Origin of the sequence: Desulfallas sp. Bu1-1, from assembly GCF_015594625.1 — a bacterium.
Lineage (GTDB): Bacteria > Bacillota > Desulfotomaculia > Desulfotomaculales > Desulfallaceae > JADNRQ01.
Genome location: NZ_JADNRQ010000005.1, coordinates 87,922 through 102,503, shown reverse-complemented (window position 1 = coordinate 102,503; position 14,582 = coordinate 87,922). Strand labels below are relative to the sequence as shown.

The following is a 14,582-nucleotide window of genomic DNA, read 5'->3' as shown; positions in this document are numbered from 1 at the left end:
GTATATTGTTAATTTATTTAATATTTTAAATTTAATAATTTTATTTAAATGCTTACATTTGTCTTTTTATCCGTTTCAATGGTGCGTTGTTCGGAAGATAAAACAATAATAGAAACTATCGGCGCCAGGAAGTATAAAGCATAGGCACCCCAAGCCAATAAAGTAACGTTCAAAATCATAATGTTATAGGTCCAAGGCAAAAAGAAAACAATTGGATAAATGATTAGGAATAGTAATAGGAATAACTCACGTTTGGGCATGGAAAACCAATTTTTCTTGTTTAACATAAAATCAAACCTCCTTCAAAATTAGACTAGGTTATTTTAATCTTGAGAAAGTATAAAAGTATATAAAATTTTACCCGCCCATGTGCAACACCTCCTAAAACCTTTATCATCTTGCTTCAGCTTAATACCCTTATCAATTAATACAAAAAATCTTTAGGCTCTTAGGCTACCTTAACATCCTCTGCCATTGCCACTTGTTAAACAATTGTAATAGAAAAGCATGTCGGAATCTTGGATGCCAGCTAATTTGCCAGGGTTCTTGCTTCACATTATTGTAAAAAGCTTTCATTATTTGTTTTAGTTTTGTCCTTGCTTCCAGACTACAAAAAGAAACAGATAAATAAGTCAATCCCGGAAAGTTTTTTCTTGTTCCTAAAAAGCTTGAAAAGAAACGCGTTAAGGGGTCAGCTGTTACGTAAACTAACGATAATTCGAGATCATCTAATTGAAAAACCAATTGCTCGTGATTTGCGTCATACATAAAAATTGGAGGTTTTTTACTTTTTTTAAAGGAAATCCTTAGTTCTTTTAATGCCTTACATAATTCCTTTGCTACAACTTCTTGATGCAACCCGACATATGCTTCCCATTTATTTGTGCTTAAAAAAACCATTTATAATACTTACCCCTTAATAATAAAACCATCCTACGGCATCACACCGAATCGAGGTACAGGTTGAGCAGGCTTGCTGCGGCAATTTAATGCAAGTTCCAACGCCCGGATAATTTTTGGCCTCGTTTCCCGCGGGTCTATTACATCATCCACATTAAAAGTAGCAGCGGCGGAAAACGGTCCTTTATATTCCTCAAACTGAGCTTCCAGCTCTTTAATTTTGGCTTCCGGGTCCGCAGCAGTTTCGATTTCCTTCTTATAGATCGCTAAAACACCGCCTTTACTGGGGATGGCCCCGAAATCGGCCGACGGCCAAGCGAACACAGCCGCTTGCCTGGCCCCATAACCACACATGGCTGCACCCCCGAACCCAAAAGCTTTCCTGATAACAACGGTTATTTTAGGCACATCGGCATAAGCAAGGGAATATGCAACAGCCAAGCCCGCTCTTAATGTCCCTTCACGTTCGGCTTGACTACCCGTCATAACACCAGGAACATCTACTAGAAAGATTAACGGGATATGATATGAGCTGCATAAATCAATAAAATGCCTCATTTTCATTGCTGCTTTTGCATCCAACGCGCCGGCACGGACGTTAGGTTGGTTAGCGATGATACCTACTGAATGACCTCCCAAACGCGCCAAGGCGGTAATCAAGCTGGCTCCAAAATAAGGTTTGATTTCAAAAAAGTTGCAATCATCAACAATATAACTGATTATTTGTTTCATATCGTAAGGTTCCATAAATTGCTCGGGTACAATGTTGAGCAATTCTTCATCCATACGGTCAAATTTGTCGGCAGTAGGTTTATAAGGCGGGTATTCATATGCATTTAAGGGAAGATAAGATAAGTATTCCTTGACCAAGGATATGGCGTGCTCGTCTGATTCGGCTTCGTTATCGGCTACTCCGGAAATTCGGCAATGCACATTTGTGCCACCGAGGTCTTCCTTGGAGATAATTTCTCCAATAGCAGAATAAACCACCGGCGGGCCGCCTGCGAAGAGCATGCCATGACCTTTGACTTGAATGATAAATTCCAGAAGGCTGGTTTGCAGGGAAGAATCTCCGGAACAAGGCCCCATGGCAACACCAACCTGAGGTGCAATTCCTGAAAGACGCGCTATCTCTAAAAAATGCGTAACAGGTGGTAATCCCATGTTAATAGTTTCCTCCGCCCTTGCCCCCGCCCCATCCATTAGCCACACGATGGGCACTTTCATATCCTGGGCCAATTGAATAAACCTCATATTCTTCAACATATGGGTGATACCAACGGATCCTCCCAAAACAGTGAAATCTTCTGCGATCACACAGGCCATTCTTCCATTTATTTTGCCATAACCGGTAATAACAGCATCAGCCGGTGTAGGCTTATTTGCCATCTCAGGCCTATTGCTTTGACTCTTGGCCAACATACCATATTCAATGAAAGTCCCTTGATCAAAAAGAAGGTTAATTCTCTCCCGGGCTGTTAGTTTTCCCTGCTCATGCTGGAGCCTAACTTTCTCTTGCCCACCCATCTCTAAAGCACGGGCTCTTCTTCGATATAATTCTTCCACTCCCTTTTGCCAACCCATAACCAGCCCTCCAATGATTGAGGTAAAATTAAAAAATAAGCTTTCCTTCCGGTTCATTTAAAATCTTTTCGCGCTGTTAATACATTTCTATCTTGTTGGTCGGAGTTAATTATTAAACCACTAGCAAAAAAAATGCCTAAAATGAATATACATTTTTACTTTTCAGACTAAGGGAAAAATAATTATCTTAACATTTTAATTTGACAGAATATTTCCAAATTGAACATAGAAGGTTTTACTTTTTGAACAACTCTATTCTTGCCTGCCTTCAAGAAATAAATATCAATTTTCTATCATCAACCGGTTAAATGGAAACCAACAAAGCGAAGGCATCTATCGACAGCGAAACAAAGAACACCTTAATGAGGCAAGATTCAACTGAACTAACAAGATGCTTAGACTTGTTCAAAAAAAGATCGCCCTTGGAGAGCGATCCTTTAGTAAACCTAGTTTCTACATCTATAAACACCGCGTCACCACCGAAATATGACATATCATTATGCGATTAAGTCTTAAACTTGATCCCATTAATCCCTGGTCACAGTAAAACTTGCCGGTTACCCGGCATTTTGGTTAACAGCCACAAACCGGCAGAAACCGTCCACCGGCAAAGTTGCGGTCATTTCCAGGCCGGCCGCCATATTCAATACCTTGTATATGGTTTTATTGAAAGCCAGGCAGGCCTCCCTACAGGGCAACTGTGCAGCCACTTCTTCCCCGCATTTCTCTTTGAGGGCGGTATAGGTGGCGCATTCGGGCACCGTGAAAATAAACGCGTAGTGATTGTTTTGTTCTACCGCCAGTGCCTCGAAGGGCTGGGTGGCCAGATAACCAATTTCAATGAACCGCTGCGGGACATGAGGGAAAACCAGCTGCTTCACCCGTTTGGCCGCTAACTTGAGATTCTCGTAAGTCTGATCGGTATACTTCTCCCCCAGCTCCAGGGTTCGCTTGGCCCAGGCCTCGCCATGGGCGCCGAAAATTTCTTTCCCCAGTTCCCCGGCCTGGCGCCCGGCCTTCAGGCCCTCCGTAAACTTATCGACTATCGCCCGCGCGTCGAATTCCCGGGCCAAGATATCGATCATTTCCGGGTTCAGGTCGTAAGACAGCCGTTCGCTCATTTTACTTCCCCCTCTCCGAACTGAACCGTAATAGCGTCCCTGGGACAGGCATTGACACATTCCATGCAGCCTGTGCACTTGTCGCGATGCATGGGCCGCACTGCGTAAGCGTAGGGTTCGTTGATGTTCGTCTCCACGTATTTAACATACTTGAGCGTAATCAGGGCAAATACCGCCTGGGGACAGAGTTCCAGGCACTTCTTGCAAGTAAGGGGCACATTGCACTTCTGGTTATCCACCGTCATTTTGGGGATGGGCCTGGGGTCTTCCCAGTTAAAGGCCATGATTTACCACACCTCCCTTAAACCGGGCAGAGTTTTGCGGTCAACCATGGAGATGGCGCCGGTGGGGCAAGTGGTCATGCAAACGCCGCAGCCGAAGCAGCGAAACTGGTCGATATTGGTTTTTTCGATGGTCACCTCGAACTTGATGGCCCCGAACTGGCACCGCTCCACGCAGGTCCCGCAACCGCAGCACTTGTCATAGTCCAATTTGGCCACAAACTCGCCCTTAAACAGCTGGTTGATTCCATAATCCAAGCGGTACCGGATGGCCAGGCAGTCCGGATAATCGCACATGCACAGCCCGCCGATATACGGGGTGCCGTGGGTCATCAGGGAGGCCACCATGCCCTTGTTATGCCACTTGACCAGCCACTGTTTGGCCTCTTCCACGGTCACGAAATGCACCCCGCCCTTGTAGCGCTCGGGCCAGCGGTCCCACTTGAACATGCCGATGCCCAGGCCCATGCAGGTATACGAATCTTCGTTGTCTTCCAGCCGGCCCCGGGTGATCTTCCGGCAGATGCAGCCCATCAGGGCGATGGGCGAAGCCAGTTCCACCATGGTCATGGCGTCTTCCAAGGTCACCACCTGGCCCGCCACCATTTCCTGGGCCACCTTGTTCGCCATGTGGCGCAGCCGGGGAAACTCCTCCGGTTTTAGCCCCCGGGCTTCCACCGCCTCGGCGATGATCAGCGCCGCGGCGCCCTCCGGGTCCCGGCCGTGGTCATGGGAACTCTTATGCTTTTTAAGTTTGTACATCTGCCTGGCGTAGTTCATGGCGTTTTTGTACCAGACCTTGCCATAACCGTGAGTCATACAAAATTGACACATAGTGACACCTCCTGAATATCCCTTATTTAAATAATTGAATAAATTCTGATAAAAGCCAAAAATTAAAGCCTACTAATAAAAATTGCAGTATTATCCTTATTTCCAAGAAATGCTCCGGTGGTTTTGTTCCGTTCTATGCCGAATAAATATACCTGCCATCCACCTTGCTCACCCGCAGTTCGCCCCTTTTTTCCAGGTACACCAGGTGCGCCAGCGTCTCTGTCATGGCAAAACGAATTTCATGCAGGGACAGCCTGTCGCCAAACACCTCCCGGCAAACCTGGTAAACCGTGGCACCCCTGGAGGCAATCCGCTTCATCAGTTCCAGCCGCTCCCGGTGATGTTCCTGGAGTTCGCTCACCCTCTGTTGTACATTGCTGAAACAATCACCATGCGCGGGCAGCGCCAGGCTTACGTTTAACCGGTGGTTTTCCTCCAGAGAGGTCAGGAAGTTATCCAGGGGGTTGGGATGAGAATGAGGCCACAGGCTAATGTTGGATGAAATTTTGGGTAGCAAGTGATCCCCCGATAATAATAAGCCGCTTTGTTCATGATAAAAACAAGCATGCCCGTCCGAGTGCCCCGGAGTCAAAACCACACGGTAATGATGGTCGCCCAGGGGCACTTCTTCCCCGTCCGAAATGGGGGTCACCCGGGGGTGCGGGTTCACCCTCGGGATCATTTCATCCATGCCCGTTAAGATCCTGGCCACCAGGTCTTGCGGCATACCGTTTTCCAGCAACATCCCGGCTATGATTTCCCGGTCCTCATTGCTGCGCCTCCATATTTTTTCCGCCAGGGAGGCTTCAATGGCACTCATGTACACCGGCGCGCCTGATATTTGCTGCAACCAGCCGGCCGCCCCGTAATGATCCGGGTGATAATGGGTTACGTAAATGCCGGCAATGTCCCCGGGCTTAATTCCCCGGCCGGCCATAAAATCAAGCCAGGCCCGCCTGGCGGGTTCATAATTTAAACCGGTGTCGACAATACTCCAGCCTCGCCTGCCTTTTACCGCGTAACAGTTCACATGGTCCAGTTTAAACGGCAGGGGCAACTTCACTTTATAAATCCCAAGCTCAGCCACGTTTATCATACGATTCAGCTCCTTAGGGTACCAAGACCAATCTATCATCATCTTTCATGCCACAGGTACCGGTTTTACTTTGAAAACTCTTTTCAGTAAACTCTTTTGGCTACGAAACAATTGCAAAACCCAAGCCAGTTTCCAACAGATAACCAGCCCGGGCACTTAAAATAAAAAGATTGCCCTGGCATTATGTATTTTTACATGGCAATCTGATCAAACAAAAAACCATATGAAGATACAACCGTTTATCTATTAAGTTAAAGATAAAGGGCCTTAGTTAGCGATAAAGGATTGCCAAATGCTCCAGGTAAAATGTTGGCTTCCCCGGGTTATGACAATTTCCCCTCGCGGTATAGCTCCCTTAAAACCCGCTTGGAAAATTTACCAACACTGGTCTTGGGTATCTCATCGATGAAAACAAAGTCGTCGGGTAGCCACCAGCTGGCAAACTTACCCCGCAAAAAGTCTTTCAATTCTTCCTTGCTTACCTTGCCCCGGGCTTCGGGCTTCAGCACCACACAGGCAAGCGGCCGTTCCTGCCATTTTTCGTGGGGAATGCCGATCACCGCCGCCTCGGCCACAGCCGGGTGTCCCATGAGGTAATTTTCCATATCCACCGAAGAAATCCATTCTCCACCGCTCTTAATTAAATCCTTGGTACGGTCCATGACCTGGACATAACCCTCTTCGTCAATGGTTACAATGTCACCTGTCCTGAACCAGCCGTCGACAAAAGATTCTTTGGTTTTTTCCGGGTCTTTATAATATTCCTTGATAACCCAGGGGCCCTTAAAGAGCAATTCCCCCATTTCCTTTCCATCGTGTTTTACCTCTTCGCCCTTTTCATTGACAATTTTCATTTCCAGCCCCGGCATCAACAATCCCGTCTTGGCGCGCAGGTTATATTTGTCGGGTTCGGGCAGGTCCTCCAGGTAGCTTTTCGGATAACACATCAACGTAACCGGGGAAGTTTCCGTCTGCCCGTAACCCTGCAAGAGGGTTATTCCCAACTTTTTCTCGTATTCTTCCGTCAGTTTGGCCGGCATGGCAGCCCCGCCGGAAACCAGATACCTGATGCAACTGAAATCGTAACGACCCGGATTTTGCAGTACGTGATTCAATATACCCATCCAGATCGTCGGCACCCCGGCAGCAAAGGTAATTCTCTCGTTGTGGATCAATTCGCACAAATCCCCCGGCTGGGGCCTGCTCCCCGGCATAACCTGCTTGGCCCCCACAAAAGAATCCGCAAAAGGCCTGCACCAGGCGTTGACATGAAACATTGGCACAATGGGCATTACAACATCTTTTTCGGTAATACCATACTCACCGGCCAAAAGGGACAGTGAAAGAAGGTACAATCCGCGGTGAGAATAAACCACGCCCTTGGGGAAACCTGTAGTAGCCGTCGTATAAGCCATTATCGCCGGAGACCACTCGTCCAGGTAAGGGAATTGGTAATCTTCCGGCTCGTCCTTGATCAATTCTTCGTAGGAATAAACAGGTGCAAGCGTGGTTTGAGGCAACTCCGGCTTATCGGTCATGATGACAAAAGCTTCAACGGTGGTGAGTTCCTCCCGGATGTCTTCTATCGCCGGCACAAGGTCTTCATCGATAAAGATCACCTTGTTTTCCGCAAAGTTGATGCAGTGGATGAGATGGTCCCGGAACAGGCGAATATTAACGGTATTCAACACAGCGCCGTAACAGGGAACGGCGAAATACAGCTCCAGGTGGCGGTGGCTGTTCCAGGCAAAGGAGGCCACTTTGTCGCCCTGTTGGATGCCCATTTTTTTCAAAGCATTTGCCAAGCGGCAGACTCTTTTAAACATGCTTCCGTAATTATACCTGAACATCCCCGAAAAATCCCGGGAAACTATTTCTTTCTTCGGAAAAACATTTTTGGCATGATATAAAATTGTTCTCAACAAAAGGGGATATTCCATCATTGTGATCTCACCTCGTTAAATTATTTAATTAACAAAGGCTAGCAACCAGAAGTGGCCAGCCGCATCAATAAAACAATTCACTTGACAGCAGACTGCCAACCCGCTACTGACCCGTGGTTCTTCACCTGCCAAGTTTTTTCACAACATACTCCCCGATTTCCTCGATGGCCTGGCGTGCCTCCGGCATATACGCCGCAAAACCATGGAACACGTGCCACATACCCTCCCAGATCTTGAACGTTACATCGACACCCGCGGCGCGTGCCCGCTCAACCAGGCGGGCCGAGTCATCCAGTAGAATCTCATCTTGCCCGACATGAACCAGCATAGGCGGAAGCCCCTGCAAATTGGCATAGATGGGCGAAACCAGGGGATGGCGCGGGTCCAGGTCACGAATATACAATGCAGCCGTGGGCCGGAGCCCTTCCGGCTTCAACCACGGGTCAAACTCCGCCCTGGTCTTTAATGATTCCCCGGTACCCTCCATGTCCGTCCACGGGGACAGCAACACAGCCGTAGCCGGTAGCGGGTCGCCGGCATCCCGCAAAGCGATGAGCATTGCCACCGCAAGTCCAGCGCCGGCCGAGTCCCCACCAACCACTATGCGTTCAGGGGAGATCCCCGATGAAACCAGCCACCGGTATGCGGAAACTGCATCCTCCAACGCGGCGGGGAAAGGATGTTCCGGAGCCAGCCTGTACTCTATGACCAGCACACGCGTGGATGTGACCCGGCTAAGCCTGGCTGCCAAATTACGGTGCGTATTGCAGCTTCCCATGCAATATGCGCCGCCGTGGAGATACAGGAAAACACCATCGTTAACCGAATTCGGCGCGGCCACCCACTCACCGGGAACCCCTCCCGCCGTTACTTTCTCAACCCGCACATCCTGATCAAGGGGAACTTTGCCAAACATTGCCTCCATACTTTGTCTCATTTCCTCAATTGAGGACAACTTCCCGAATTGGGACGCATAGTCCGCCAAAAGCTTTCGTACTGTTAGACTTTCCGGACTTGGCATTATTTTCCCACCCCTCAAACCCTTAATAAATAGTTTCAGTTAAGCCCAATGATTATCGCCGGATAACATTTTGGTACAGCTATTATGTTCGACCATTGCCAACATGATATATAAGCTGAAACACTTGACAATTCGCTCATTGCAATACTTATACCCGGTGGTTGATATGGTAAATTAATAAAAAAAAATCGCCTTTTTTATTTGACTATTCTGAATATGACATGCCTCAAGCAGCCCAAACAGTTTAAAATTTGTTAATTTAATTAACATTTTTGTTCAAATATGTAACAACGAAATACTTGACCCGGCTCTGGCCAACGGCTAAACATTTACCCCGGGGCACAGGCGCCGTTGGCGCATCCACGGGCAAGGCACAAATATTGCATTCCCGGTTACTCGACATGTTCAAGCAAGCAAAGGGGGATAAATAAGCAACTTCCAGGTTGCGCGTTTTAAGCCGGGGAAGTTGCCGAATATGATATGAGGATCGCGTTTAAAGCCAGTCTGATCAAGCCAGGTTATGATAATTACAAAAAAGAAAGGTGATATTTATGCCAAGACTTCCTCTGCTTCCTTTGGAGCAAATGCCGGAGAAAACCCGCAACATGATCACAGGGGGAAAATCCGAGCTAAGCGGCCTGAACATCAACAAAATGATGGCCCACGCGGAAAATAGCGTCCGCCATTTCATGCGGCTGGGCAATTCCCTGCTTACCCGTGCCCAACTCGACGCCCGGTTGCGGGAACTGGCAATACTCAGAGTTGCCACCCTCTGCCGCTCCCACTACGAGTGGTACCAGCATGAGATACTGGCCAGGCAGGTAGGGGTGACGGAGGAACAAATAGAAGCTGTGAAGCAGGGACCGGACAGCCCGGTATTCAACGACCTGGAGCGGGCGGTGTTACAATATACCGAAGAAGTAACACTTAACGTAAAATCCACGGACGAAACCTTTAACAAAGTTGCCAAGCATTTAAGCCACCGGGAAATAGTGGAACTGACCCTGACCATAGGCTTTTATAACCTGGTGGCCCGGTTTTTGGAAAATACGGAAGTGGAAATTGAAGACAAAAATTAGGAACGTGAAGCCACCCCTCCCCAACCCCTTCAGGTTGGGGAGGGGTTAGTACTATAGCATAACCATCAGGTGCCCGTCCGCAATAAGGGCACCAGCACACCCGGTGGGATGATTCTTTGCGGGCTTAAAATTTAGTCAGAACGCTTTAAACTGAATACCACCGTGTTTACCGGATCCGGACACTGGAGTTCCTGGATTTTGTTGATCCAATCATTCTGATCCGTATCCCTGCCAAAGGCCGCCAGGTAGGGTATTAAACCGGCCAAAGCATATAAACAGACAGGTTTACCATCCACCGCAGTTACCACAGGATCGCGGAAAGTTAATTTATCTCCCGGCTTGTACCCGGCACTACAATACCCCTTCACGCTTTTTACCTCAATTGTAACCTCTTTCATGTTGATCCCCCTTTTAATTCTTGTACACGCCAGATACTTGGGATCTTCTTTTTGGTCCTCAGATCATAAAAGGCCCTAACTTATTTTAGCGATTCATCCTATTCCTCCGGTTCGATACCGGCAATCACCCGGGCCAGTTTCTTTTTGTGCTCCAGGTTGGCCTGGCGGGAAATCATGATTCGCTGCGCCTGGGGCGAACCGGCTCCGTGCATGGATTCCGTCCGGTATCCCACGGCGGCGCAACCCAGGGTCAGGTTTTCCACCAGCCGCAGCATCCGCATCCGGTGCTCCGCGGGTACCGACTCCACACCCTTCATATATTTTTTAACGTACGGGCCGATTTCCGGGTGGCGCAAATCTTTTTCCGAAGGCATGGTCACCATCAAGCCGCCGGCGATATCCTCGGCCAGCCGGGCAATCTCGTAGGGAAACCGGGTGACGTTCAGTTTACATACATTGGCCAACAGCAGGTCGATCAAGTAAGTTCCGGACGCGGTGCGGCGCCCCTGGCAGGAGCAGGCGATGCCGCAAGAATACAGGGTTTCGTTCAGGTGGATCATTTCAATCAGCTTATCCTTGATGTGGGACGCCCTGGAGGCACCGTTGTATTCGGCCAATTGAGCCGCGGCGCCGATTAGCACGTCGCCCACCCCCACCTTGCAGCCCCCGTAACTCTGGCGGTGGTAACCGGCAAAACGCTCCACGAGGTCGCCGGAAAACTGGTACTCGCGGCACATAAATACCCTTTCCCAAGGGACAAATACATCTTCAAACACAACCAGCGCCTCCTGCCCGCCGTAACGGGCATTGCCCACGTCCATTTCCGACCCTTCCAGTTTCCTGGTGTCGCATGACTGCCGGCCGTAAATATAAACAATGCCGGGCGTATCACTGGGCACGGCGAAAGATACGGCGTAATCCTTGTCCGCTTCGGTCATGGCGATGGTGGGCATGATGCAAATTTCGTGGGAGTTTAGCGCCCCGGTCTGGTGAACCTTGGCACCGCGCACCACGATACCGTCGGAAGATTCCCGCACCACACGCAAATACATGTCCGGGTCGGCCTGCTGGCTGGGGCGCAAGCCGCGATCACCCTTGGGATCGGTCATGGCTCCGTCCACCACCAGGTCGTTTTCCTGAATATACTTTAAAAACCGGCTAAAATGCTGGTGATACTGCGTTCCCAGCTTCTGGTCCATCTCGAAGGTTACGCTGTCCAGGGCGTTGATGGCATCCATCCCCACACAGCGCTGAAAACAGGCGGCGGTTTTTTGCCCCATCAGGCGCAGCATCTGCACCTTGCGCACCAGGTCGCCGGTGCTCTGGTGCAGGTGCGTAAACCGGTTGATGATCTCACCGTTCAAGCTGGAAGTGGCGGTCATCAGATCTTTGTACCGTTCGTCCCGGGCCAGTTGATAGCTTTTGGCCACCGAGTTGATTGACGGGCGGATAATGGGGTGGTCTACGAAATTATGGATTTGTTCTCCAAACAGGTAAACCTTTAAATCAAGCTTGCGTAAACTTGCCAAGTAATCTTCCGCTGTTTTCAAAGCCATATCCAACCAACCCCCCTACGCATGTTCATTTTAACAGCCCCTGCAGGCGGGCCAGAATTTTTTCCGCCCCGGTGACCATCTCCTCAATCACTTCTTTGACCGGTTTGATCTCATTGACCAGCCCGACGCACTGGCCCACGGCAAAGGTGCCTCCCTCGAGGTCACCCTCAAACAGGGCGCGGCGGCCCACCTGCCCGCTGATTACGGTGAGCAGTTCCTCCAGGGTGGCGCCGCGGGCTTCCATCTCCAGGACCTTCGCCGCAGCAGAGTTTTTCATCACCCGGGCGGCGTTCCGGATGGACCGCTGGATCATCACCGTATCCGTTTCCCGGGCGTTCACCATCCACTCCTTGTAATTGGGGTGGGCCAGCGATTCCGTGGTGGCCACAAACCTGGTGCCCATCACCACACCCTCGGCGCCCAGCGCCAGCGCGGCCACAAAACCGCGAGCGTCGGCAATGCCGCCCCCGGCAATAACCGGGATGGATACGCTGTCAACGGCCCTGGGCGTTAAAACCAGGGTGGTCACGTCGTCCATGCCGGGATGGCCGCCGCATTCAAATCCCACGATGGTAACCGCATCCGCTCCCACCCGCTCGGCCTTTTGAGCGAAGCGAACGGCCGGCACCTTGTGAATCAATTTAATTCCCGCTTGCTTCAAATGGGGAACAAATTCCTCGGGACTGCGCCCGGACGTTTCCACCACCGGCACCTTTTCCTCAATTACGGCCTCGAAATACGCAGCGGTCTTGTCTTTGGGCCCGACTTCGGGCAGCATGGAAATATTAACCGCGAACGGTTTATCTGTCAGAGCCCGTGTTTTGCGGATTTCCTCCACCAGGGCTTCCTTGGTGGCGTGCGTGGCGGCCGTGATTATCCCCAGCCCCCCGGCGTTGGATACGGCAGCCGCGAATTCAGCCCTGGACAGCCACTGCATGCCGCCCTGGATGACCGGGTACTTGATCCCCAGGAGCTGTGTAATCCTGGTTTGCATTATTCCATACCCCCTATCCAATGATTTATTTTTTACCAAAGGTTTGCATAACAGCTTCCATGAAATCCACCGCATCGTGGCGCACCGCGGTGTAAAAGTCGGTATCCAGGTGGCGGTAAAGCATTTCTCTGGTCATGCGGATGGCATGCTCCTTTTTGGAAGCGAGATTCCTGGCAATTTCCATGGCCGCCGGCATCAGCTGGTCATCGGGAACCACCCGGGTAACCAGGCCCATGTTCAGCGCTTCCTGCGCCCCGAAAGTGCGGGCGGTCAGGCAAAGCTCCATGGCCCGGCCCAGGCCCACGATCCGGGGCAGCATGTAGGGGCTGGCAAACTCCGGAACAACCCCCAGGTGGGTAAAACGGAAGCACATTGTGGCGCTTTCGGCGGCAATCCGGATGTCGCACATCAGCGTAATAGTTATCCCCATACCTACGGCCGCACCGTTGATGGCGGCAATGATCGGTTTTTTGAATTCGTGCATCAATGTAATCTGTTGGCCCGCTCCTCCCCGGGACAGGGAAGCTTCAAAACTTGTGACGCCCTCACTGAAGGATTTCAGGTCCGTCCCCGAACTGAAGGCGGGGGGAGCGCCGGTTAATATGACCACCCTGATGGAGTCGTCCTCGTTGACCTTCCTTAAAACCTCCAGATATTCATCGTGCATCTGCCGGTTCCAGGCGTTGCGTACCTCCGGCCGGTTCATGGTTAACACCAGAATCGAGTCCTTGACGTCATAAAGGAAACATTCCAGGTTCATTATTTAACTCTCCTTTCCACTGGTTATCCATATTAATTGCGCTTGCAAGAATTATGCCCGGTTGAAACTAACGTACCGGTAAATAATATCACGGTAAACTATCAATAACCGGTTGGCCAGTTAGCCAATAACCGCTGTCTGTTATCAGAACCAATAGTTACCGGGTACCCAGCCTGACACCGTTGCTCAAGGTGCCAATGCCCTCAATCCTGATTTCGATGGTCTGCCCGGCCTTTATGGGCCCCACGCCCGCGGGAGTTCCGGTGGCAATGATGTCACCGGGGAACAAGGTCATGATCGAGGTGATGTATTCAATCAACCGCGGCACGGGAAAAATTAGATCAGCCGTATTGCCCGACTGGACTACTTTGCCGTCGAGAACGGCCTCCACCTGCACGTTAAAAGGGTCAACTTCCGTCTCAATCCAGGGACCGGTGGGGGCGAAGGTATCATAACCCTTGGCCCGGGACCACTGCCCGTCCGAAAACTGAAAGTCCCTGGCGGAAACATCGTTGAAACAGGTATATCCCAGGACAAAGTCCCTAATGTCCCCGGCCTTGACGTTTTTGGCCTTTCTTTTAATCACCACGGCCAATTCCGCCTCGTAATCCACCCGCACGGAATCGTGAGGCAAAACAATCTCCTCGCCGGGGCCGATCACCGCGGAAGGAGGTTTGAGGAATATCAAGGGGGCTTTCGGAACCTCCATATTGCTTTCCCTGGCGTGCTCGTGATAATTCAGCCCGATGGCGACTATTTTCGTCGGCCGGCAGGGCGCCTTTAAAACTACGTTTTTCCGCTCCACCACCCTGCCCGTGAACTGCAACTCGCCGTTGTCATCAAAATTAAACTCCCTGACTTCTTCGTCCTCCAGCACACCGAAAAAAATTTCTCCCTGCACTTCGCATCTGGCAATTTTCACTCAAGATCTCCCTCATTTCCTTAATTATTACACCAACTTACTTCAACTATATTTTAAACATTCCCTGGCCGGTGCGGCAGGCCATCAGGGAGT

The 14,582-nt window shown here is 50.2% G+C and carries 15 protein-coding genes; 1 reads left to right on the top strand and 14 read right to left on the bottom strand.

Going from position 1 to position 14,582, the window contains the following annotated elements; genetic code table 11:
• Positions 1-44 precede the first annotated feature (44 nt).
• The 9 genes from IT084_RS07125 to IT084_RS07085 form a co-directional block, all read right to left on the bottom strand.
• Positions 45-287, bottom strand: coding sequence for a hypothetical protein (locus IT084_RS07125; RefSeq protein WP_195712167.1), 243 nt, complete (start codon positions 285-287; stop codon positions 45-47).
• Between the two features lie 166 nt (positions 288-453).
• A complete protein-coding gene (locus IT084_RS07120; protein WP_195712166.1) occupies positions 454-900 on the bottom strand; it encodes a hypothetical protein in 447 nt (148 codons plus the stop codon).
• 33 nt (positions 901-933) lie between these two features.
• Positions 934-2,484 carry an acyl-CoA carboxylase subunit beta gene (locus IT084_RS07115; protein WP_195712165.1) on the bottom strand — a complete coding sequence of 517 codons (1,551 nt, stop codon included), beginning with the start codon at positions 2,482-2,484 and terminating at the stop codon, positions 934-936.
• Positions 2,485-3,041: 557 nt separating this feature from the next.
• Entirely contained in the window at positions 3,042-3,605 is a 564-nt protein-coding gene (locus IT084_RS07110; RefSeq protein ID WP_195712164.1) for a hypothetical protein, read from the bottom strand.
• On the bottom strand, positions 3,602-3,889 hold the full coding sequence (locus tag IT084_RS07105) for an ATP-binding protein (RefSeq protein WP_195712163.1): 288 nt from the start codon (positions 3,887-3,889) through the stop codon (positions 3,602-3,604). Before IT084_RS07105 ends, IT084_RS07110 begins: the two co-directional genes overlap by 4 nt.
• A 3-nt stretch (positions 3,890-3,892) precedes the next feature.
• Positions 3,893-4,720 carry a 4Fe-4S binding protein gene (locus IT084_RS07100; RefSeq protein ID WP_195712162.1) on the bottom strand — a complete coding sequence of 276 codons (828 nt, stop codon included), beginning with the start codon at positions 4,718-4,720 and terminating at the stop codon, positions 3,893-3,895.
• A 133-nt stretch (positions 4,721-4,853) separates the two neighbouring features.
• Positions 4,854-5,816 (bottom strand): MBL fold metallo-hydrolase, encoded by a 963-nt coding sequence (locus IT084_RS07095; protein WP_195712161.1) that lies wholly within the window; start codon positions 5,814-5,816, stop codon positions 4,854-4,856.
• 323 nt (positions 5,817-6,139) lie between these two features.
• Positions 6,140-7,759, bottom strand: a complete 1,620-nt coding sequence (locus tag IT084_RS07090; RefSeq protein ID WP_195712160.1) for a long-chain fatty acid--CoA ligase — start codon at positions 7,757-7,759, stop codon at positions 6,140-6,142.
• Positions 7,760-7,880: 121 nt separating this feature from the next.
• Positions 7,881-8,675, bottom strand: a complete 795-nt coding sequence (locus IT084_RS07085) for an alpha/beta hydrolase (protein ID WP_207744463.1) — start codon at positions 8,673-8,675, stop codon at positions 7,881-7,883.
• A 656-nt stretch (positions 8,676-9,331) separates the two neighbouring features.
• Here IT084_RS07085 and IT084_RS07080 point away from each other — a divergent pair.
• Positions 9,332-9,859 (top strand): carboxymuconolactone decarboxylase family protein, encoded by a 528-nt coding sequence (locus tag IT084_RS07080; protein WP_195712158.1) that lies wholly within the window; start codon positions 9,332-9,334, stop codon positions 9,857-9,859.
• A 131-nt stretch (positions 9,860-9,990) separates the two neighbouring features.
• Here the strand turns inward: IT084_RS07080 and IT084_RS07075 are convergent, their stop codons facing one another.
• The 5 genes from IT084_RS07075 to IT084_RS07055 form a co-directional block, all read right to left on the bottom strand.
• Positions 9,991-10,257 (bottom strand): TIGR04076 family protein, encoded by a 267-nt coding sequence (locus tag IT084_RS07075; protein ID WP_195712157.1) that lies wholly within the window; start codon positions 10,255-10,257, stop codon positions 9,991-9,993.
• A 98-nt stretch (positions 10,258-10,355) separates the two neighbouring features.
• Positions 10,356-11,813 carry a 4-hydroxyphenylacetate 3-hydroxylase family protein gene (locus tag IT084_RS07070; protein ID WP_195712156.1) on the bottom strand — a complete coding sequence of 486 codons (1,458 nt, stop codon included), beginning with the start codon at positions 11,811-11,813 and terminating at the stop codon, positions 10,356-10,358.
• Positions 11,814-11,838: 25 nt separating this feature from the next.
• Positions 11,839-12,807: a nitronate monooxygenase family protein gene (locus IT084_RS07065; protein ID WP_195712155.1), complete on the bottom strand. Its 969-nt coding sequence runs from the start codon at positions 12,805-12,807 to the stop codon at positions 11,839-11,841.
• Between the two features lie 25 nt (positions 12,808-12,832).
• Positions 12,833-13,567 (bottom strand): enoyl-CoA hydratase/isomerase family protein, encoded by a 735-nt coding sequence (locus IT084_RS07060; RefSeq protein ID WP_195712154.1) that lies wholly within the window; start codon positions 13,565-13,567, stop codon positions 12,833-12,835.
• A 157-nt stretch (positions 13,568-13,724) separates the two neighbouring features.
• Positions 13,725-14,489 carry a fumarylacetoacetate hydrolase family protein gene (locus IT084_RS07055; RefSeq protein ID WP_195712153.1) on the bottom strand — a complete coding sequence of 255 codons (765 nt, stop codon included), beginning with the start codon at positions 14,487-14,489 and terminating at the stop codon, positions 13,725-13,727.
• Positions 14,490-14,582: the final 93 nt, after the last annotated feature.

Excerpts from the sequence above, each read along its gene's own strand:
- IT084_RS07080 (WP_195712158.1), top strand. The coding sequence starts at position 9,332 with ATGCCAAGACTTCCTCTGCTTCCTTTGGAGCAAATGCCGGAGAAAACC.
- IT084_RS07100 (WP_195712162.1), bottom strand. The coding sequence starts at position 4,720 with ATGTGTCAATTTTGTATGACTCACGGTTATGGCAAGGTCTGGTACAAA.
- IT084_RS07085 (WP_207744463.1), bottom strand. The coding sequence starts at position 8,675 with ATGTTTGGCAAAGTTCCCCTTGATCAGGATGTGCGGGTTGAGAAAGTA.
- IT084_RS07115 (WP_195712165.1), bottom strand. The coding sequence starts at position 2,484 with ATGGGTTGGCAAAAGGGAGTGGAAGAATTATATCGAAGAAGAGCCCGT.
- IT084_RS07065 (WP_195712155.1), bottom strand. The coding sequence starts at position 12,807 with ATGCAAACCAGGATTACACAGCTCCTGGGGATCAAGTACCCGGTCATC.
- IT084_RS07095 (WP_195712161.1), bottom strand. The coding sequence starts at position 5,816 with ATGATAAACGTGGCTGAGCTTGGGATTTATAAAGTGAAGTTGCCCCTG.
- IT084_RS07120 (WP_195712166.1), bottom strand. The coding sequence starts at position 900 with ATGGTTTTTTTAAGCACAAATAAATGGGAAGCATATGTCGGGTTGCAT.
- IT084_RS07075 (WP_195712157.1), bottom strand. The coding sequence starts at position 10,257 with ATGAAAGAGGTTACAATTGAGGTAAAAAGCGTGAAGGGGTATTGTAGT.
- IT084_RS07070 (WP_195712156.1), bottom strand. The coding sequence starts at position 11,813 with ATGGCTTTGAAAACAGCGGAAGATTACTTGGCAAGTTTACGCAAGCTT.
- IT084_RS07125 (WP_195712167.1), bottom strand. The coding sequence starts at position 287 with ATGTTAAACAAGAAAAATTGGTTTTCCATGCCCAAACGTGAGTTATTC.
- IT084_RS07060 (WP_195712154.1), bottom strand. The coding sequence starts at position 13,567 with ATGAACCTGGAATGTTTCCTTTATGACGTCAAGGACTCGATTCTGGTG.
- IT084_RS07090 (WP_195712160.1), bottom strand. The coding sequence starts at position 7,759 with ATGATGGAATATCCCCTTTTGTTGAGAACAATTTTATATCATGCCAAA.
- IT084_RS07110 (WP_195712164.1), bottom strand. The coding sequence starts at position 3,605 with ATGAGCGAACGGCTGTCTTACGACCTGAACCCGGAAATGATCGATATC.
- IT084_RS07105 (WP_195712163.1), bottom strand. The coding sequence starts at position 3,889 with ATGGCCTTTAACTGGGAAGACCCCAGGCCCATCCCCAAAATGACGGTG.